Source organism: Nocardia mangyaensis (genome assembly GCF_001886715.1).
GTDB lineage: Bacteria > Actinomycetota > Actinomycetes > Mycobacteriales > Mycobacteriaceae > Nocardia > Nocardia mangyaensis.
Map to the genome: position 1 here is coordinate 662522 of NZ_CP018082.1, position 19731 is coordinate 682252.

A 19731-nucleotide genomic window follows, 5' to 3' on the forward strand; every position below is an offset into this window, starting at 1 on the left:
CTCGAGTCGCGGCCCCTGGGGGCCGCCTGTCAGCGCTCGAGACTCGCGCCTGCGGCGCATGCGCTTCGAGCGCTGACAGGCGACCCGGCCGCGACCGGCCGACTTCGTCGGCCGCCGCTCCTCGGGGTCGCGGGTGTGGGGTCAGGGAGTGTGGGTCGGTTCACATCTCGGGTGTGACGATCGACCAGGCCGCGTGCGGGATGTAGCTCTCGCGGCCGGTGTCGACGTCACGGGCCAGGATCGGGAGCTGGACCTCGATGCCGGCCAGGCGCAGATCCGGTTCCGGCTGGGATTCGATCGTGAGTGCTCTGGCGTGCGCGGGATAGTCGGCGAAGCTGAGCACCCGGTCGACCTGTTCGCCGCCGGGACGCTGGTAGATCAGCTGGATGAGCCACGGGGAGTCGACGATCTCGCTGGGTAGCGAGATCTGCACCGGCATGCCCGACGGCACCCGCAACGGGGTGGTCTCGCCGTAGGTGCAGTCCTCCATCCGGACCGTGCAGTACATGAACGGCGTGACGGTGACGGACTTGCCGTGCGCGTAGGCGGTGATCTCCGGTTCGTGCGCGGGCGCTTTCGAGACGGCGACGGCGACCCACACCGCGGTCACCGCGGCGACGGCGGCCAATCCGGCGCCCACCGAGATGATGATCGTGCGAACGTTGAGCGTGCTCACCAGATGGGATCTCCTGTCCCTCGCGGAACCGGACCGGGATCGACCCGGTCCGGATGGGTATCGGTAACTTCCTGCTCCACATGCTGCGGACGATTGCCGCCGAGACCGGGGAGCAGCGAATGGCCGGTGTAACTGGCGAAGGTCTGCACCAGCCCGATCACCAGGATCACGCTGATCACCGCGAAACCCTTCCAGTACTCGGTCGGCAGCAGCACACCGGCCGACCCGCCGACCACCCAGCTCAGCTGCAGCACCGTCTCGGATCGTCCGAAACCGGACGCGATCGACTCCGGCGGCAGGTCGTCCTGGATCGAGGCGTCGAGCGAGACCTTCGCCAGCGCGCTGGCCGCCGACGCGACCAGGGCGGCGAACGCGGCGCCGAAGAGATTGCCGGTGAACACGGCGAACACCGCGACCGCCGTGCAGGCAGCCGTGCAGCCGAGGACCACCAGCGAAGGTCTGCCCAGCTGCAGTCGCGCGCCGGTCGCGTTGCCGCCGAAGTTGCCGATGGCCGCGGCCGCGCCGACCACGCCGAGCATCGCCGCCTGCTCGGTGGGACTGCCGCCCGACCCCTTGGCGACGAAGGCGACGTAGAAGGTCAGGAAACCGGTGAGCACGCGAATGGAACTGTTGCCCCACAGGCCGGTCACCACCGACCGTCCGAGCGGTTGCCGTCGTTTCCGCGGCGGTACCGCCGACAGTTGGGCCGGCGCGAGGACTTCGGTCTGCGCGTCGTGGCCGTGATAGGTCAGTGTCGCGGGCACCTCGCCCTCGGTGACCTCGACCCAGCGCGGGATGCGCAGGCTCAGATACGCACCGGCGATGGCGAGGCCGGTGGCGAAGACCAGCGCGCCGGTCGACCCGGCGATCACCGCGGCCAGCGCGGCCAGCGCGCCCGCGCCGATCGTGCCGCCGACCAGGCCGAACACGGTCAATCGGGAATTGGTGCGGACCAGGTCTATCTCCGGCGGCAGGACGCGCGGAGTGACCGCGCTCTTGAGCACCGCGAAGGATTTCGAGCCGACCATCATGCACAGCGCCAGCGGATACAGGCCCCAGGTGTCGATGTTGAAGATCAGCAGCACCGCGAAGATCGCGCGCAGGCCGAAGGTCGTGGCCAGGGCCAGCCGTCGGCCACGCTGCAGGCGGTCGAGCAGTGGGCCGATCAGCGGGGCGATCAACGCGAACGGGGCGATGGTGATCAGCAGGTACAGCGCCACCTTGGTCTTGGACTCGGCGGTGGCGCTGGCGAAGAACAACGTGTTGGCCAGCGCGACCGCGATCGCGGCGTCGAGCGCGAAGTTGGCCATGGTGGCGTAGGTGAGGGCGGTCAGGCCGGACTGGTCGGCGCCGTCGGCCTTGGCCGCGCGCTGGAAGGTCGCGAATCCGCGCTCGGTGAGTTCGCGGCTGCGCATGGCGGCAACTCTGGTGACGGTGAGTTTTCGGGGGACGCGCTGTTGGCCGGGGTCCTCGACGGTTTCCTCGGCGCGGGTGAACGGACGGGTGCCCGCGGGGCCGTGGTCGTCGGCCGGGGTGCTCGGCGGCGGGCCACCGGGGCGCGGGCCGGGCGGGATGCGGTGGTCGGGTGTCCGGCGGTCGGACGCGGACCGGCGGTCCGGCGACGGTCCGCGCGCCGGTTCGTCGCGCTGGACCCGGTTCGACGTCGTCCAGCCGGGCCTACCCCGACCGGTGTTCGGCGGCGGGGTCGTCGCGGGGTCGGCCGGGCGATGGCGCCGGAAGATGCCACGGGTCGGTGGCTCGGCGGGCGTATCGGGCCGGGGAAACACTTTGCGCGGCGCACCCGAACGCGGCGGATACTGCCCGAAACCGGGGTGCCGTCCGGGTGGACCCCCGGACGGATCGCGGGGCGTATTGACGTCCCCCCGGCCGTGACTAGCCGAGGTTCCTCCTGGCCCGTGGTATGGACCTTCGGTGGGTTCCTGGTTCACTGAGTCGTGCTCCCCGCTAGGCGGTAAGGCTGACGGACTCTCCGCAGGCGTTTTGCCACTCCGCCCGTCCGGCGGCGTGGATGTTCTTGGCGGCATTGTGGTCGCGGTCGTGTACCGAGTGGCAGGCCGAACACGCCCACTTGCGTATCGAGAGCTGCTTCCTGCCGCTCCGTACGCCGCAGGCGCTGCATATCTGGCTCGACGGATAGAAGCGTTCGACCTTCCAGAAGGCCCGACCGTATCTGTTGGCCTTGTACTCCAGCATGTTGATGAACATGCTCCATCCAGCATCGTGGATCGATTTCGCCAGTCGCGATCGGGCCATACCGGATACGCACAAGTCCTCGACGAACACCGCTTGGTTCTCGCGGATGATCGCAGTGGACTGTTTGTGCGCCCAGTCGCGACGGGCGTCGGCAACGGCCGCGTGAGCCTTCGCAACACGGATGCGTTGCTTGTTCCGGTTCTGGCTGCCGACTCGTTTGCGGGACAGTCCCTGCTGCGCGACCCGGAGACGCCTGGCCGCGCGCCGCAGGAATCTGGGTGAACTGATCGTTCTTCCATCCGAGAGCACCGCGAATGTTTCCAGTCCGAGGTCGATGCCCACTTCGGAGTCGGACGGGGGCATCGGCGAGTCGTCCGTGTCGACCACGAACGACGCGAAGTACCGTCCCGTGCTGTCGCGAATGATCGTCACCGATGACGGATCCGAAGGGAGCTCGCGAGACCACCGAACTGCGAGTTCCCCGACCTTCGCGAGATAGAGGCGTCGATTCGCCCTGATGCTGAATCCGTTGCGGGTGAGCCGGATCGACTGCAGGGAGTCTCTGCGGGACCGGAACCGAGGAGGGCCGACTCTGCGACCCTTTCGCTTCCCAGACAACGAGTCGAACCAATTGCGATAGGCCCGACGCGCGTCTCCGCACGCTTGGACCAAGACCACTGACGCCACCTCTGCGAGCCATGAGCGCTCGGGTGACTTCTTCGCAAGGGTGATGACTCGCTTCTGAACCTCGGTATCGGAGATCCTCACACCCGCCTTGTGAGCGTCCTGCCGCAGCCTGAGGCAATCGTTGAATACGACACGTGCGCATCCGAACGACTGGGCGAGCGCGTTCTGCTGCTCGGGCGTCGGATACACACGGTATCGATAACGCAACTGCACGTCGAGACGATAGCAGCGATGCATGATTGCTCGCTACGGCCGCTGGCGGCGCGGGAGGTTGCCGTAGGTGCCCGAGATCTCCTCTCGGGCTTCTGGCTGGAACTCTCCGTGCACCTGTCACAGTCCAATTCTGGCGCACGCGGGCCGCGGGTGTTCACTCGCGGCGGGGCAATGTCGGACACAATCGGCTATTTCGGGACGAATCGCACTTCGAACAGTCGTGGCCAGTACTTGCCGGTGAGCAGGAATCGGTCGGTTCCCGGGAGGTGCGCGATGCCGTTGAGGACATCGGTGCCCGCGCGTTCGGCAGGGGAGAGCAGCCCGCCGGCCTCGATGACCGCGAGGACCTGGCCGGTGCCGGGGTCTATGCGCAGGATCTCGTCGGAGGGGTAGTTGTTGGCGTAGACGGTGCCGTCGGGGGCACAGTCGAGTTCGTTGGGCTGGAGGCGGGAGTGGCCGGACAGGGTCACCGAGCCGGTTCTCGCGAAGGTCGCCCGGTCGCGGAAGGTGAGGGTGTCGGTGCCGTCGCTCATCACCAGTCGGTCGGGCTGAGCACACAGGCCCCAGCCCTCGCCCTCGTAGGTCACCCGGCCGGTTTCGGCCAGGGTCTCCGGGTCTCGGGCGAAGGCGATGCCGTCCTTCCAGGTGATCTGCCAGACGATGTCACCCGCCTTGGTCATGCCCTCGCCGAACATCTCGGCGGGCAGATCCGCGCGGGCCCGTTCGACGCCGGTGTCCTGGTCGGTGGCTCGCGCGCTCGACACGCCCCACATGCCGGTGCTCTCGTAGCGAATGCCGTCGACGACTTCCAGCCCCTGGGTGAAGGCCTCCGGATCGTGCGGTGACGAGCCGATCACCTCGACGCGCCAGCGCGGCGGGCCCGGCTCCTCGGCGGCCCCACAGGCGGTCGCGGCGAGCAGGCTGACCAGCACAGCGATGGCCAACGAAGTCCCGATGCGGTTCATACGGCAAAATGTATGCCGTGAGCGCAGTATCTGTTTCGGAGTCCGGCGTGCGTCCCGTTCTGGCCGATGCGGCCGAGGCCGCACGTCGTGCGCTCGTCGAGTTGGAACCCGACGGGGTAGGAGTCCATCTGGGGGTGACCGCCGAGGACGACTCGGCAGCCACCCACCGGTTCGAGACGACCCTGGCGGGTTATCGCGGCTGGCAGTGGGCCGTGGTGGTCGCCGCACCGCCGGGGGCCGACCGTGCCACCGTCAGCGAGTCGGCGCTGCTGCCGGGGCCCGATGCCCTGATCGCGCCCGATTTCATCCCGTGGGAGCAGCGGGTCCGCCCCGGCGATCTCGGCCCCGGCGACCTGCTGGCCCCGCCCGCGGAGGACCCGCGCCTGGTCCCCGGCTACGTGGCCACCGGCGATCCGGTGATCGACGAGGTGGCCCGCGAGGTCGGTCTCGGCCGCGTGCAGGTCCTCAGCCTCGACGGTCGGTTGGCGGCCGCCGAGCGCTGGTACGCCGAATACGGCCCCGACACCGAGATGGCCAAGGCCGCCCCCGCCACCTGTGGTCTGTGCGGCTTCTACGTGCCCCTGGCCGGTGCCCTGCGTGACGCCTTCGGCGTGTGCGCCAACGAGATGGGCGCCGACGGCCACGTCGTCCACGTCGAATACGGCTGCGGTGCCCACTCCGACGTGAGCGCCCCCAGCGGCAACGGTTCTCCCCGCTACGAGGCCTTCGACGACCATGCCGTCGATTTCGTCGATGTCGTCCGCGCGACCGAACAGGCGAAGGCCGCCGGTGGCGAGTCGAGCGCCATCGACGGTGATTCCGCCGACCAGCGGGGAGCAGCACCGGTTCCGGCTGACCACACCGACCAGCAGGAAACCGCCGCGACCCAGGCAGCGAGTGCCGACCAGGAAACCACCGAGGCAGCAGCCGTGGAAGCGGCAGCCGCCGACCGCGCCGCCTTCGCCGAAGGCGCGGCACCGGAGTCGGCCGAGGCCGTTGTCGCCGCGGAAGTCGCTGCGAGCACCGAGCAGTCCGAGGCGGCTGGCTTCGAAGCGCCGACCGAAGAGGTGGCGCCTGGATCAGCCGAGGCCCCCGCAGCAGCTGAAGCCATCGCCACCACCGGCGCCTCGGAGGTCGCTGCCGCTGATGTCGATCCGGCGGCTGTGGGAGACGCGAAGACGGGTCAGGCTGTGGCCGACGAAGCCGAGGGTGCCGGGGAAAGCCAGGCAGTGGCCGACGCGGACAGGGCTGGTGGCGCGGAGACGGCGTCTGCTGGTGGTGCGTCGGCAGCGGATGCCGATGCCCAGCGCGCCGGTGAGTTCGTGGAAGAGCACGGATCGTCGGTGGCGCGCTGAACGCAGCGGCGGATCCCTTCGGGACCGCGGAGCTGCGTGCCGGAGTGCTTGCCGCGTGGCGGGATTCGCCGACGCGGTTGCGGGAGGACAGTGCGAGTGAGGCGGATCTGGTGGCCGCGGGCTACCGGGATCGGGTGCTCACCGAGCTCGCACAGAACGCGGCCGATGCCGCGGCGAAGGCCGGTGTCGCGGGTGAGTTGACCGTTCGGGTGCTCGACGGGCGGTTGCATGTCGCGAATACCGGTGTCCCGCTGAGTGTTGCGGGCGTGCACGCGCTCACGGCACTGCGGGCCTCCGGTAAGTCCGGCACCGCCCAGGTGGGGCGGTTCGGGGTCGGGTTCACCGCGGTGCGGTCGATCGGGGACGAGATCGAGGTGCGCTCGACAACCGGATCGATCCGGTTCTCTCGCGCGGCGACCCGGAACGCGCTGCACGACACCGGAATCCGCATTCCCGATGATCTCGCGGCGATCGCCCCACCGGCGCTGCGCCTGGCCTGGCCGGTGCCGACGACCCCCGTCGCCGGCGCCGACACCGAGATCGTCGTCCACCTGCGCGACGACATCGACCCGGCCGCCCTCCTCGCCGCCATGCGCGTCGAAGCGCCCGACCTGCTGCTGGAACTACCCGCCCTGCAACGCATCCGCATCGGCGACGACGAATTCACCAGCACGGTAACCACCCTCACCGCCGGTGCTGCCCGTGACGCCGGAGCTGACCCCGTCTTCGCTGTCGGCGCGCTCACAGAGCTGACGATCGCCCTCCCCTCCGGTGCCCGCCGAACCTGGTGGCAGTACCGCACCCCCCGCGCCCGCTGGCTCCTGCCGCTCCAGAACGGCCGCCCCGTCCCCGCCGCCCCGGACGTCCTGCGTGCCCCCACGCGCTCCGACGAGGGCCTCTCCCTCCCCGCACTCCTCGTCGCCGACATCCCCATGCAGCCGGACCGCCGCCGCCTCCTCCCCGGCGCCCGCCTCTCCGAACTCGCCGAAGGTTACGCGGACTTCGCCCGAGCCCTCCCACCTCGCGACCGCCTGACCCTCGTCCCGACCCCCGCCTTCGCCCGCAGCGAAGCCGACGGACTGCTCCGCGAAGCCGTCATCGCCGAACTCCGCACCCACCCCTGGCTGCCCGTCTGCGCCCCCGCCTCCGCACCCCCGGGCGTCGGCGAATCCGCCCAAGGGGCCGCCAACCTCGCGGCATCCGCAACCACCGTCGGTCCCGGCCACTCCGAAACGCCCGACCTAGCTGACCTTTTCGCGTCCGACGAACCTGCCATGCGCCCTGCGCCGTCGAACGCTCCCGACCTGTTCGCATCCGCCGTGCCCGCAGAGGGCCCCAGGGCGGCAGTCTTCGACAGCTCCGCCCCGTGCAGCCCGCCCACCCGCGCGAGCGCTTTCCCGGATCTCACACCCGAACTGGCCGAACTCCTCACCGAGATCACCGGCCCCCTGGTGATCCCGGAACTCTCCGGCCGCCCCTACCAGGACAAACTGTCGGTCCTCGATGTCCACCGCCTCGGCCCCGCCGCCCTGGCCGAGCTCTCCAGCGGCCTGGACCGCGAACCGCGGTGGTGGCGGCGGTTCTACGCCGCGCTGGAACCCTTCGTCGTCGACACCCGAACCGCCGAGGAGTTCGGCGCGCTCGCCGTGCCGCTCGCGGACGGGCGGCTGGTGACCGGACCGCGCACCGTCGTCCTCGACGATCAGCTCACCGTCGCCGTCCCGGTGCACTGGGCCCGCCTGGCCCACCCGGACGCCACGCACCCCCTGCTGGCCCGCCTGGGCGCCCGCAGCGCCTCCGCCGAGGATCTGCTCACCGATCCCGGTCTGCGCGATCTGCTCGAGCAGGACCCGGCCGACCCGGACACCGTCACCGCGGTCCTGCACCTGGCCCGGTTCGCCTCCTCGGCGGCCCTCCCGCCCTGGCTCGGCCTGCTGGAGCTGTCCGACGACACGGGCGAACCGCGCCCCGCCGACGAACTGCTCCTGCCCGGTGCCCCCCTCGCCGACGTCCTGGTGGCCGACTCGCCCTTCGGCATCGTCGCCGAGACCACCGTCGCCGAGTACGGCGAGCAGGCCCTGCGCGCGATCGGTGTCGGCTGGGATCTCGCGGTGCTCACCGACCCCGACCCGATCGGCCCTGACCACGACCTCGACGACGAACAGTCCTGGTGGGACAGCCTTGCCACGGACCCCCGCGAACTCGTGGCCGTGCGGGACCTGGACCTGGTCGATGACCACCGCTGGCCGCAGGCCCTGCGCCACCTGCTCGCCACCGGTCGCACCCGTGCCCTGCTGGCCGACCGCGACGGCTACACCGCCTGGTGGCTGCACCACCACGCCCACCTCGACGGCATCCCGCTGGGCCGGCTCCGCCACCCCGACGACGCCGAATTCGCCGGCCTGCTCCCGGTGTTCGACGCCGACGGCATCCACGGCACCGACCTCGACGCCCTGCGCCCCCTGCTGGTCCACCCGGACGTGATGTCGGCGGAGTTGGCCGAAGAACTCCTCGACGCCCTCGCCGACCCCGCGAAAACCCCTGCCCCCGAGGTCATCGCCCGCACACACACCCGCCTGGCCGAGGCCGTCGCGTCCGGCGCGCTCGACCCGCGCGAACTCGACCTCCCCGAGCAGGTCCGCGCCCTCTCCGGCGCCGTCGTCGACGCGGGCACCGCGATGGTCCTCGATGAGCCCTGCTTCGGCCTCGTCGTCCCACCCGGACGCCTCGTGGTCGGCGACAGCGCGCACGCCGAGGCACTGGCGACCCTGCTGGACCTGCCGCTGGCCTCGGAGCAGATCAGCGCCGAGGTGCTCGGCGCCGGCCGACACAGCACCTGGGCCGCGGAGCCGCTGGGTGTGGTGCTGCGACAGCTGTGGTCACCACCGGACACGACCGGCGCGCTGGTCCTGCACGACTCGCTGGAAGTGCACCTGCGCGGCGCGATCTCGGGGACCGTGCGGGTGCCGTGGTGGCGCGCCGACGGCGTCGTGCACGTCCAGGTACCGCGGGTCGGTTAGCTCGCGTGCGCGACGACCATCTCGGCGAGCAGATCGAGTTGGGTCTGCACCGATTCGCTGTCGTCGTCGACCAGCCAGCGCAGCACGATCCCGTCGATGACGCTGAGGATGAACCGGCTCAGCGCCGACACCGGCGTGTTCCACTGGGTGCCGGTGGCCTCGCGGCAGTGGTCGATCACCTCGGCGACGGTGTTGTCGTTGAACGTGTACTGCTCGCGGGCGATGGCGATCTTGGCCGGGGTGGCCTCGCCCTCACGCAGCGCGTAGGTGGTGGTCTCGTAGGTGAGCAGCTGTCGCTCGGGGGTCGCTTCGATGTTGCGCCACATCAGTTCGAGGCAGCGGCGCACCAATTTGTGAAGCGCTTCTTTTCCTGTTCCGGCGTCTTCCCATACCGATTCATCGGCATCGACGGAATCGCGCAATTCCATGGACAGTGCTTTGACCAGCTCGGTCATCAGCGCGTCCTTGTTTTCGAAACAGTAATGCACCACACCGAGCGAGACACCGGCCGCTTGGGCGACATCACGGGTGGTCACGCCCGCTACGCCCTTTTTCTCGGCGAGACCGATCGCTGCCTCGATCAGGTGGGCTCGTCGTTCTTCGACGCTCAATCGGGAGGACACGTGTGCGAGTTAAGCGCTCGCGTCGCGAACAGTCAATTCGCCGGTCCGCGGCGAAAATTCTGGACATACGACCAGTTGGTGTGGTTGTCTCCGAATCGGAAGTTGCGAAGGAGTTCCGCTGATGCCCCTGACCCGACGTACCGTGCTCGCCGCCTCGGCGCTGGGTGTGAGCGCCGTGCCTGTCCTCTCGACGCTGGCGGGGGCTCGAATGCCCGGCGCGCAGGCGAGCCCGGAACCCACCGGATTCGAATTCGGGCTCGGTATCGCCGATCTCACCGGCCCGGCCGCGGAATGCGGCATGATGGGCTACTCCCAACTCGAACAGACCACGGCGGGAATTCATCTCCGCCCGCGCGCCCGCGCGTTCGTGATCGGATCGGGCGGAAATCGCGTCGCTTTCGTCGCGGTCGAGAACGGTGCGGTGTTCGGCTCGGTGCACGACGGGGTACTGCGCGCGCTCGCGCGGCGTTTCGGTGACCGCTACACCGAGCGAAATGTCGTGCTCACCTCCACCCACACCCATTCCAGTTGCGGCGGTTCCGCGCACGACTACGCCTACACGTTGGCGACGCTGGGATTTCAACAGCAGGTCTACGACGCCGAGGTGGCGGGCATTGTCGAGGCTATCGTCGCGGCCGACGCCGACTACGCGCCGGGCGCCCTCGCACTGGGCCGCTCGGAATTGCGTGATGCCAGTGTGAACCGCTCCCGCGTGGCCTTCGACCGCAATCCGGCGGCCGACCGGGCGGTGTTCCCCGATGCGGTCGACCCGGCGGTGACCACGATCGTCTTCGCCAGAGCGGGGCGACAGGTGGGCGCGCTCACCTGGTTCGCCACCCACAACACCTCGATGACCAACGCCAACCGCCTGATCAGCTCCGACAACAAGGGCTACGCCAGCTACGCGGCCGAGCATCTCGAGCACGGCGTCCGCCACCTCGACGGCAAGCCCGGTTTCCTCGCCGCCTTCGCGCAGACCAACGCCGGTGACATGTCGCCCAACCTCCACCTCGCCCCAGGCGACGGACCGACCACCGACGAGTTCGCCAACACCAGGATCATCGGCGAACGTCAGTACAGGGCCTCGAAAGCGGCCGTCGCACAATCTGTTCCGATGTCCGGTGCGGTCGCCTCACTGCTGTGCTACATCGACCTCGCCGACCTGAGGATCGACGGCCGCTTCACCCCCGACGGCGCGCCCAAGCGCACCGCGCCCGCCGCCGCCGGTGTCTCGCTGGCCGCGGGCAGCGTCGAGGACGGCCCCGGTCTGCCCGGCGGCCCGATCTCGGAGGGCGTGCGCAATCCGCTGGTCGATCTCCTCGGCGGGATCGACCATCCGCGCCCGGCCTGGCTGGCCGACGCCCAGGCGCCCAAGGCGATCTTCGCCCCCCTCGGCCTGCTCCCGCCGGTGCCGTGGGTGCCGAATGTGGTGCCGATCCAGTTGGTCGGTCTCGGTGGGCTGTATCTGGCCACCGCGGGCGCGGAATTCACCATCGTGGCCGGGCTGCGGGTGCGCCGCGCGGTGGCCGCGACGCTCGGCGTCGACCTCGACCAGGTGTTGCTGCAGGGCTATACGAACAACTACCACCAGTACGTCACCACGCCGGAGGAGTACGACGCGCAGCAGTACGAGGGCGCCTCGACCCTGTTCGGCCGCTACACGCTGTGCGGGTACGTCCAGGAGTTCACCCGGCTGGCCGAGGCGTTCGTGGCAGGCGCCGCCGTGGCCCGCGGTCCGGCGCCCCGCGATGTCTCCGCACTGCAACCGAACCTCGTCGCCGCGCCGGGCCCGGACGCGACGCCGCAGGGGCACGAATTCGGCGCGGTCCTCGTCCAGCCCCCCGCGCGCAGTGCGCGGGGGGACCAGGTGGCGGTCGAATTCGTCTCCGCGCACCCGAAGCACAATCCGCGCCGGGGCGACACCTTCCTCGACGTGCAGCGCCGCACCGGCAACGGGTGGGAGCGGGTGGCCAACGAGGGGGAGTGGGACGTGCGATTCCACTGGCGCAAGGACGGCGACGCGGTCTCGATCGCCCGCTTCACCTGGGACATCCCCGCTGCCGCCCAGCCGGGCACGCACCGCTTCGTGCACTACGCCGACGCACTCGGCGCCGATGGGACGCTCCACCCGGTCACCGGCACCAGCGCGGAGTTCGAGATCACCGCCTAATCGGTGTCGATGCCCACCTGGGCGCCCTTGTCACCGCGGCGGGCCGAGCGCCGCTGGGCCAGGTAGATCGACACCCCGAGCACGCCGACGACCAACCCCATCACACAGACCGGACGCGCGTCGGCCCAGTTCGGGACGAGCCACACCAGCACGGTGGCCAGGGCCCAGGCGGCGAAGCCGGCCAGCACGACCGGACGCGGATCGACCAGGAATCGGGGCAGCTGAGGAATCTCGGGGCTGACGGGTCCGGCGTCCATACCCAAACAGTAGCGGTGCGAAACCCGTCAGGTGGTCCGGGCGTACCGTAGAGTTCTGCACTGTGACAACGCCATCGGACGTCCGTGCCCTGGCCGGTGAGCTCTCACTGGCTGTCGTGCGGCTCACGCGACACCTGCGCGGCCGCCGTGCCGACGCGCAGATCTCGCTCACCCAGCTGTCCGCCCTCGCGACGCTGGCCCGCGACGGCGCCATGACTCCGGGCGCGCTGGCAGGCAAGGAGCGGGTGCAGCCGCCGTCGATGACGCGCGTCATCGCCTCGCTGTCGGACCTCGACCTGGTACAACGCCGACCGCACCCGACCGATGGCAGGCAGATCATCGTCTCCCTCTCGCCCGCCGGTCGCGCGCTGATCGCCGACGAGACCCACGCCCGCGAGGCGTGGATGACCGAGCAGCTGGCGGGGTTGGAGCCCGACCAGCTCGCCGTACTCGACCAGGCCGTCGCGATCATGAACCAGATCGTCGCCGAATCGGAGTGATCAGCCGAAGGTGCGTGCGCGCGCCGCGTCCGCGTCGACCACGTCGTGGCCGAGCGGGAACAGCGACAGTGGCACCAGCTTGAGGTTCGCCCATGCGAACGGCAGACCGATGATCGTGACCGCCAGCGCGATGCTGGTGAACACGTGGCCGAGTGCCAGCCACCACCCCGCGAAGACGAACCAGATCACGTTGCCGATCAGCGAGCCGGCGCCCGCGCTCGGCTTGTCGACCACGGTGCGCCCGAACGGCCACAGGACGTATCCGGCCAACCGCAACGAGGCGATGCCGAACGGAATGGTGATGATGAGGACGAAACAGATGAGCGCGGCGAGCAGGTAGCCCAGCGCCATCCAGAACCCGCACAAGACCACCCACAGGATGTTCAAGATCAACTGGACCAGCTTCATGCTTCCAGCATGCCAGGATTGTCCGGTGGCCGAAGTGATAGACATCGAAGACCCCGCCGACCCGCGGGTCGACGACTTCCGCGATCTGTCCTGCGCCGACCGCAGGCCCGACCTGCCCGGTCGGAAAGGCCTGGTCATCGCCGAGGGCGTCGTCGTCGTGCAGCGGATGCTGGGCTCCCGGTTCACCCCGAGCGCGCTGCTGGGGGTCGGGAAACGGTACGCGGCGCTGGCCGATGATCTGGCCGGGCGCGACATCCCGTACTACCGGGCCAGTGCCGAGGTGATGGCCGAGGTGGTCGGCTTCCATCTCAATCGCGGAGTGCTCGCGGTCGCGCCGCGTCCGGTCGAGCTGAGTCCGGCCCAGGTGCTCGACGGCGCGCGCACGGTGGCTGTGCTCGAGGGCGTCAACGACCACGAGAACCTGGGCTCGATGTTCCGCAACGCGGCCGGTCTCGGCGCGGACGCGGTGCTGTTCGGCGACCGGTGCGCCGACCCGCTGTACCGGCGGGCCGTGCGCGTGTCGATGGGACACGTGCTGCGGGTGCCGTTCGCGCAGCTGCCACAGTGGCCGGATGGACTGGATCTGCTGCGCGAACGCGGTTTCCAGATCATCGCGCTGACCCCGGATCCCACCGCGGTGAACCTGGCCACGGCGATGACCGGCGAGCGCGTCGCCCTGCTGCTCGGCGCCGAGGGGCCAGGCCTCACCGAGGAGGCCATGCGCGCCACCGACATTCGCGCCAGGATTCCGATGTCGCCGGGCACCGACTCGCTCAATGTCGCGACCGCGGCCGCGATGGCGTTCTACGAACGAGTGCGCACGTCATGAGCCCCGGATCCGAAGGCCCCTACCGGGCCCAGCCGGATTCGGTGCCCTGGGTGGCCGGTGGCACCGTCGTCGTGCTGGTCGCCGTGCTCGGTGGGGTCGGGGTGTACGCCTTCGGGTCCGCGCTGGCCGCGGTGCATCCGCTGCTCGCGGTGGCGGTGAACGTGGTGGCCGTGGTGGGCGTCGCGCCGACGGCGTGGCGCTGGCGGTTCACGCCGGTGGTGCGGTGGGTGCTCGCCGGTGCGGCGGCCGGGGTCGCGCTCGGGTGGGTGGCGGTACTCGTCGACCAACTCGTCGGCTGAGACCTCAGCGCTCGGCTGGTCTCACCGCACGCGGTCGGCGCCGCGCAGCCAGCCGAATACCCCGCGTTTGCGCCGGGTTGCCGTGCCCGGCCGGGCCACCAGGGTGGACTTCGTCTCGGGCGCGCGGCCTTTCGGGTACAGCGTGAATCCGCACACCGCCAGATCGGCCGGACCGACGCGGCCGGGCCCACCAGGTGACCGGTAGCCGAAGCCGAGCCATTCGTCGTTGGCCGCGTCGGCGAAGTCGGGCGGATCGAACGGCAGTGACTGCGGTCCGGGACGATCGTCGCTGCGCCACGGCACCGGATGCTCACCCGCCCAGAACGGCCGCTCCCATACCATCGGCAGCCCCTCGTTCTCCAGGATGTCGACCCGGGTGGAACTGAACGAACGCCGGAACTCGCCCCGCTCCCAGTGCGCGAACGCGCCCCAGTGCAGTTTCGCGTCGAACGACATCAGATAGGTGTGCTCGGAGGCGAGCGGGCGCACCAGCAGGTCGGGCAGTTTCGTCGGCCGCACCAGCGCCGCCTCGGCGGTGCACACCACGGTCAACCCCGGATAGCACCCGATGTACACCTCGTCGCGATCCGGGCCCGCGCACCCGTGCAGCGTCCCGATCATGATCGGCCGCACATCGTGCTCGGCGTACAGCTGCCCCGCCAACGCCGCCGCCGCAACAGGATCGGGGTCAGGGTGGGTCCGCAAGACCGCCGAGGGGTCCGCGGTATCGACATACCAAATAGTGGAAGCCGAAATCACGAGCCACCTCCCACCTCGACCGAATCACCAGGTCTCGTAAGAACATGGGTAACTCACCGGGTACGGGCCACGTCTCCCCGCACCCGACCACCGGCCGCCAACATCGCCCGACCCCGCACCTGAGCCTGGCCGAAATTCGCGGAGAGGCGGAACAGCTAGTGCCCGGAGCTTCGGACTCCGAGTAGTACGTCTTCCCACGACGGCATCGGTGCCTTGCCGCGCTTGGGCCGGTTCTGCTTCGGCGCGGGCTTGTCCGGCGTCGGTTCCTCGGTGACCGGCTTCTCCTGCTGTGCCACCGGCGGACTCGGCGCCGCGGGGGCGGCCGGGACCGCGGGCGCGGCCGGAATCGGTGCCGTCGGCGCCGGTACGGCCGGAATCGGTGCCGTGCCACCGCCGGCGGCGACCTGACGCTGCTCGTAGTACTCGTCCAGGGCGGGCTGGGCCGGGCGGGCGGGCGGCCGCGCGGTGGGCGCGACCTGCTCGCGCGGTCGCGGCTCGACCGGGACCGGCGCTTCGATGACCGGCGCCGGGGTCTCCACCGGTGCGGGCAGGATGGTGGCCAGGCCGCGCAGCGCGCGACCGAAGTCGGGATCGATCAGATCGTTGGCGGGATCGTCGAGCGGGGAGACCGAGCCGCCGTGCGCGTCGGGCTGGTAGCGCCAGTGCGCGGCGATCTCGGAGTGTCCGTTACGCCACTGTAATTGGGCGACCCAGAACCCCTTTTCGTCTTTCCAGGCGTCCCATTCGGCCTGTTCGATGGCGTGCCCGCGCTCGGTGAAGGCCGCGGTGACGATCTCGCTCAGCGTTTCCACCGCGGGACCGTCGGGCAGCACCGGGTGCGCTTTCTGCGCCAGTTCGGCCGCCCGCGCGCGTTCGAGCAGCACCGGGTAGGCGAAACGCTCTACTTTGCTTTCCGGCATCCCGGACTCCGCCGTGACCTGCTCGACGGACGCCCCGGCTCGAATACGGGCCTGGATATCGCGAGGACGCATGGACGCCTCCGTTTCGATCTCGATCTGGCCGAATCGTGCGAGGTCGCCGCGCGCCGCCGCGCGGAGCTTGTCGTCGGCGGGCAACCGGAACTTGGTACCGGACTCGGTGTCGCTGCACACGATGTGCGTGGAGTCGGGCGTCACCCCGATCACTCGAAGTTCACGCACCGCTACCTCCCTATCGCGTCGGCTCCGCCTATGAGGACACCGCCCACTTTCCTAGACACTAGTGCACATTACTTGGCCGCGGCAGCAGACACGCACACCGAAATCGCACACCGGGACCGCCTGTCCCGCTAATCTGATCGGCTCACCGCACGAATTCCGGTCGTATACAGGCATTTTGGTGATGGATCAACATCGAATTCGCCGCTGAGATCCGTCGCCGTCGGCGAATATTGCGAACATGCGCAAAGAGCCGGTGCCCGGTGAACCTTTCGGGGTTCACCGGGCACCGGCCCGTATTGCGGTCTTATCTCAGAGCTGTCCGACGACCCAGTCGATCGAACGGGTCAGCTGTGAAACATCTTCCGGATCGATCGCCGGGAACATGCCGACGCGCAGCTGGTTACGGCCGAGCTTGCGGTACGGCTCGGTGTCGACGATGCCGTTGGCGCGCAGGATCTTGGCGACCTGGGCGGCGTCGACCGCGTCGTCGAAGTCGACGGTGCCCACGACCTGCGAGCGGTGCGCCGGATCGGTGACGTACGGGGTGGCGAAGGAGCTCGACTCGGCCCAGGTGTAGAGGCGCGAGGACGAATCCAGGGTGCGCTTGACGGTCCAGTCCAGGCCGCCGTTGGCGTTCATCCACTCGATCTGGTCGGCGAACAGCAGCAGGGTGGCCAGCGCCGGGGTGTTGTAGGTCTGGTCCTTGGTGGAGTTGTCGATCGCGATCGGCAGCGACAGGAAGTCCGGGGTCCAGCGACCCGACTCCTTGATCTCGGCGACCCGCGCCAGCGCGGCCGGGCTCATGATCGCGACCCACAGGCCACCGTCGGCGGCGAAGCACTTCTGCGGGGCGAAGTAGTAGACGTCGGAATCGGCGATGTTCACCGGCAGGCCGCCCGCGCCGGAGGTGGCGTCGATGGCGATCAGCGCGTTCTCCGAGCCGACCGGGCGCGACACCGGGATGGACACGCCGGTGGAGGTCTCGTTCTGCGCCCAGCCGATGAGGTCGACCGAGGGGTCCGAGACGGGCTCGGGCGCGCTGCCCGGCTCCGCGGAGACGACGATCGGATCGCCGATGAACGGGTTGGCCTTGGCGACCGAGGCGAACTTGGAGGAGAACTCACCGTTGGTCAGGTGCAGCGAGCGCTCGCGGATCAGGCCGAACGCGGCGGCGTCCCAGAACGCGGTGGTGCCGCCGTTGCCGAGCACCACTTCGTAGCCCTCGGGCAGCGAGAACAGCTCGCGCAGGCCGTTGCGCACCCGGGCCACCACATCCTTGACCGGCTTCTGGCGATGCGAGGTGCCGAACACGGAGGCGCCGACAGTCACCAGGGACTGCAGCTGCTCCGGGCGGACCTTGGACGGGCCGCAGCCGAACCGTCCGTCAGCGGGCTTGAGGTCGGCGGGAATGGTCGGGAACGCACTGGTCATGGGGAGGAGTTTATTGGAGAGTCGGCGCGCCGTGGTCCGCGCCCCCTCCCCGTGCTCAGGGGCGCGCGGACGGCTGCGTCGTCCGGGTGCGGGGAATTTGCCCTTGCGTCGACCGGCGACGGATTACCCTCCATGCATGAGCCTCGCCGTGGCCGACTCGGGTCGGACCCTGCTCGACCGATGTGCCTGGGCGTTCGGAAGGCGACCCGGCCTGCTGCCCGAGAGCGGGCGCCGGGAACTGCTGATCAGGGGGCTTTCCGCCACCGCCACCGTGCTCTCGGTACGCACTCGGCGTGGCGAGGGTGGCTACCGATTCTCCGTGCGGGTGAAGCTGCCCGGCGAACTGGCCTATGACGCGCGGGTCCGGCAGCGGGTCCGTAGCCAGGATCTGGAATGGATGCGCCCCGGCGACCTCGTCGGCTGCCGCGTCGATCCCGGCGACCGCGAACGGGTCGCCCTGTTCCTCCCTGAGATCCCGGAAACCGGCCGCAGCGCCGCCGCCAAGATCCTGGCCAACGGCCGCCGCGCCGAGGCGACGGTCCTCGCTGTGTCCCCGGTCGCGGCCGACTACACCGGCCGCGAGGACCCGGTACTACGCCTGGACCTGGAACTCCGCGCCTGGGACGAACCGTCACCATGGCGCGTACGCCTGATCCAGCCGGTCCCACTGGCAGCAGTCGGCCAGATCGAATTGGGCACCCGCCTCGAAGCAGCCTTCTTCACCGTCGACCGAGGAGACTCCGTCGCCATCAATTTCGCCGCACTGTCCTGAGTGATCGCCCTCCGCGACGGGTTGCTTCACCTCGAGCACGTGATCGTCGGCGACTCAGTCGTCCTTCGGTGCCTGCGCCCGTTCCCGTAAGACGCGTTCGCCGGCGTCGACGTAGGTGGTGAACAGGTCGGTGACGTCGCGGAGGCGTTGGGTGGCGTGGGGGGTGTCGGTGAGTCTTTCGGCGGAGCGAAGGTTGCGGATGAAGACGCGGGTGCGTTCGTGGCTGGCGGCGAGGAGTTGTTCGAATCCGCCTGCGGCTTCGACGAGTAGTCGGCGGCTGCCTGCGCGCGGGATGGTGCGGGCCAGGCCCCAGGAGACCAGTTCGCGGATCGCGGTGCTCACGGCGCCGGAACTGAGTGAGAGGTCGGCGCGGAGTTGGTCCGAGGTGGACGGGTCGTCTTGCAGGAGCAGATATCCGTAGACCCGCCCGGTCCCGCGCGGGAGGTTCCAGGTTGCCAGCGTGTCGCCCATGGCGTTCACGAACTGTTCCTGATCGGCGTTCATCACTCTCCTCGTTCGGGCGCCGGGTTCCCGAGGTCCCACTGATCGAGGATGCGCAGCAGTGTTCTCGAGGTCGCCTCGGGTGCGTCCCAGGTGAGGATATGGCCCGCGTCCGGGATGACGTGCTCGGTGATCCCTTCCGCCTGCGCCCAGCGCGGCATCGCCGTCGCGATGTTCCCGGTGCGATCCCGCGCACCCCGCACCAGGGCGAGCGGCACCGGGCAGCGGTAGTCGGGATCCGGCTCGACGAATGACACCGTGGCTCGCCACACATCGAGGAAGATCCGCTTGGGCATGCGCGCGAAGATCGCTTCCGTCCTGGCGATCGCGGACGGAGTAACCGCCGACGCCCTCGCCATGAGCCCCGGAAGCGTCCGCGCCGGAATCATCGCCAGCGACGGCGCCGCGAGCCGAAGCGCGAACCGCTCGAACCCCGACAGCGGCCCCGTGTTCCACGTCGAATCCAACACGATCAGCCCCGCCGCCCTCTTGCCATGCGTCCGAACGAACGCCTGCGCGAGATTCCCCCCGAGCGAATGACCAACGAGCACAGCCCGATCGATCTCGCACTCCCGCAACAACGCCGCGAGGTCGTCCAGCGCATCTGCCGCAGCGAACCGCGCTCCCGGCGCGAGGAGCGATTCCCCGTGCCCCCGCAGATCCCACGTCACCACGCGATATCCGCCCGCGGTCAGCGCCTTGACCTGCGTGTCGAACATGGTGTGGTCCATGCCCGCCCCGTGAACGAACACCACGGCAGGACCCTCACCTCCCGTGTCCGCGAACGCGATCTCGGCATTCGGCCGAGCGAGCCGTTGATCTATATTCACCATTCTCTGAATATAGATCAAATTAGAGGCGATTGAATGCGGAGGTCGAAAGACAAGCGCCG

General features: G+C 69.7%; 18 protein-coding genes and 1 pseudogene. 7 read left to right on the forward strand and 12 right to left on the reverse strand.

Features of this window, described 5'->3' with window-relative positions; all coding sequences use genetic code 11:
* Positions 1-160 precede the first annotated feature (160 nt).
* From BOX37_RS03105 to BOX37_RS03120, 4 genes are all read right to left on the reverse strand, one after another.
* Positions 161-676 (reverse strand): DUF2771 domain-containing protein, encoded by a 516-nt coding sequence (locus BOX37_RS03105; RefSeq protein ID WP_071926295.1) that lies wholly within the window; start codon positions 674-676, stop codon positions 161-163.
* The gene (locus BOX37_RS03110) at positions 673-2418 is read right to left on the reverse strand and encodes an MFS transporter (protein ID WP_420811605.1); all 1746 of its coding nucleotides are present in this window, start codon (positions 2416-2418) and stop codon (positions 673-675) included. The genes BOX37_RS03105 and BOX37_RS03110 overlap by 4 nt, the downstream gene beginning before the upstream one ends.
* Positions 2419-2641: 223 nt before the next feature.
* Positions 2642-3814, reverse strand: coding sequence for an RNA-guided endonuclease InsQ/TnpB family protein (locus BOX37_RS03115; protein WP_240505184.1), 1173 nt, complete (start codon positions 3812-3814; stop codon positions 2642-2644).
* Between the two features lie 164 nt (positions 3815-3978).
* Positions 3979-4755, reverse strand: coding sequence for a glutaminyl-peptide cyclotransferase (locus BOX37_RS03120; protein WP_071926296.1), 777 nt, complete (start codon positions 4753-4755; stop codon positions 3979-3981).
* Between the two features lie 8 nt (positions 4756-4763).
* Here BOX37_RS03120 and BOX37_RS35055 point away from each other — a divergent pair.
* Positions 4764-5510: pseudogene (locus tag BOX37_RS35055) on the forward strand (DUF3027 domain-containing protein); the annotation flags it as partial.
* A 644-nt stretch (positions 5511-6154) separates the two neighbouring features.
* A complete protein-coding gene (locus BOX37_RS03130) occupies positions 6155-9130 on the forward strand; it encodes a sacsin N-terminal ATP-binding-like domain-containing protein (RefSeq protein WP_071926297.1) in 2976 nt (991 codons plus the stop codon).
* Here the strand turns inward: BOX37_RS03130 and BOX37_RS03135 are convergent.
* Entirely contained in the window at positions 9127-9753 is a 627-nt protein-coding gene (locus BOX37_RS03135) for a TetR/AcrR family transcriptional regulator (protein ID WP_071926298.1), read from the reverse strand. The genes BOX37_RS03130 and BOX37_RS03135 overlap by 4 nt on opposite strands.
* A 121-nt stretch (positions 9754-9874) precedes the next feature.
* Here BOX37_RS03135 and BOX37_RS03140 point away from each other — a divergent pair, with 121 nt between their 5' ends.
* Complete coding sequence (locus tag BOX37_RS03140) at positions 9875-11923, forward strand: neutral/alkaline ceramidase (protein WP_071926299.1); 2049 nt, start codon at positions 9875-9877, stop codon at positions 11921-11923.
* Here the strand turns inward: BOX37_RS03140 and BOX37_RS03145 are convergent.
* On the reverse strand, positions 11920-12180 hold the full coding sequence (locus tag BOX37_RS03145; RefSeq protein WP_071926300.1) for a DUF2530 domain-containing protein: 261 nt from the start codon (positions 12178-12180) through the stop codon (positions 11920-11922). The two genes, BOX37_RS03140 and BOX37_RS03145, sit on opposite strands and share 4 nt — an antisense overlap.
* A 62-nt stretch (positions 12181-12242) precedes the next feature.
* On the opposite strand from BOX37_RS03145, the gene BOX37_RS03150 reads away from it, so the two are divergent.
* Entirely contained in the window at positions 12243-12680 is a 438-nt protein-coding gene (locus tag BOX37_RS03150) for a MarR family winged helix-turn-helix transcriptional regulator (RefSeq protein WP_071926301.1), read from the forward strand.
* On the opposite strand, the gene BOX37_RS03155 is transcribed toward BOX37_RS03150, so the two are convergent.
* Complete coding sequence (locus BOX37_RS03155; protein ID WP_071926302.1) at positions 12681-13088, reverse strand: YccF domain-containing protein; 408 nt, start codon at positions 13086-13088, stop codon at positions 12681-12683.
* A gap of 25 nt (positions 13089-13113) precedes the next feature.
* Between BOX37_RS03155 and BOX37_RS03160 the strand changes: the two genes are divergently transcribed.
* Together BOX37_RS03160 and BOX37_RS03165 are read left to right on the forward strand one after the other, a co-directional pair.
* Positions 13114-13917: a TrmH family RNA methyltransferase gene (locus BOX37_RS03160; protein WP_156910247.1), complete on the forward strand. Its 804-nt coding sequence runs from the start codon at positions 13114-13116 to the stop codon at positions 13915-13917.
* Positions 13914-14216, forward strand: a complete 303-nt coding sequence (locus tag BOX37_RS03165) for a DUF2537 domain-containing protein (RefSeq protein ID WP_071926307.1) — start codon at positions 13914-13916, stop codon at positions 14214-14216. The genes BOX37_RS03160 and BOX37_RS03165 overlap by 4 nt, the downstream gene beginning before the upstream one ends.
* A 21-nt stretch (positions 14217-14237) precedes the next feature.
* Here the strand turns inward: BOX37_RS03165 and BOX37_RS03170 are convergent, their stop codons facing one another.
* The 3 genes from BOX37_RS03170 to serC all read right to left on the reverse strand — a co-directional run bounded on the left by BOX37_RS03170 (position 14238) and on the right by serC (position 17566).
* Positions 14238-14975: a DUF6928 family protein gene (locus BOX37_RS03170; protein ID WP_071926309.1), complete on the reverse strand. Its 738-nt coding sequence runs from the start codon at positions 14973-14975 to the stop codon at positions 14238-14240.
* 155 nt (positions 14976-15130) lie between these two features.
* Positions 15131-16135: a septation protein SepH gene (gene sepH / locus BOX37_RS03175; RefSeq protein ID WP_071926311.1), complete on the reverse strand. Its 1005-nt coding sequence runs from the start codon at positions 16133-16135 to the stop codon at positions 15131-15133.
* Between the two features lie 309 nt (positions 16136-16444).
* Positions 16445-17566 carry a phosphoserine transaminase gene (gene serC / locus BOX37_RS03180; protein ID WP_071926313.1) on the reverse strand — a complete coding sequence of 374 codons (1122 nt, stop codon included), beginning with the start codon at positions 17564-17566 and terminating at the stop codon, positions 16445-16447.
* A 136-nt stretch (positions 17567-17702) separates the two neighbouring features.
* On the opposite strand from serC, the gene BOX37_RS03185 reads away from it, so the two are divergent.
* Positions 17703-18338 (forward strand): hypothetical protein, encoded by a 636-nt coding sequence (locus tag BOX37_RS03185; RefSeq protein ID WP_071926316.1) that lies wholly within the window; start codon positions 17703-17705, stop codon positions 18336-18338.
* Positions 18339-18392: 54 nt separating this feature from the next.
* Here BOX37_RS03185 and BOX37_RS03190 read toward each other — a convergent pair whose 3' ends face one another.
* The gene (locus BOX37_RS03190) at positions 18393-18842 is read right to left on the reverse strand and encodes a GbsR/MarR family transcriptional regulator (protein ID WP_071926318.1); all 450 of its coding nucleotides are present in this window, start codon (positions 18840-18842) and stop codon (positions 18393-18395) included.
* The gene (locus tag BOX37_RS03195) at positions 18842-19672 is read right to left on the reverse strand and encodes an alpha/beta fold hydrolase (RefSeq protein ID WP_071931143.1); all 831 of its coding nucleotides are present in this window, start codon (positions 19670-19672) and stop codon (positions 18842-18844) included. Before BOX37_RS03195 ends, BOX37_RS03190 begins: the two co-directional genes overlap by 1 nt.
* Between the last annotated feature and the right edge of the window lie 59 nt (positions 19673-19731).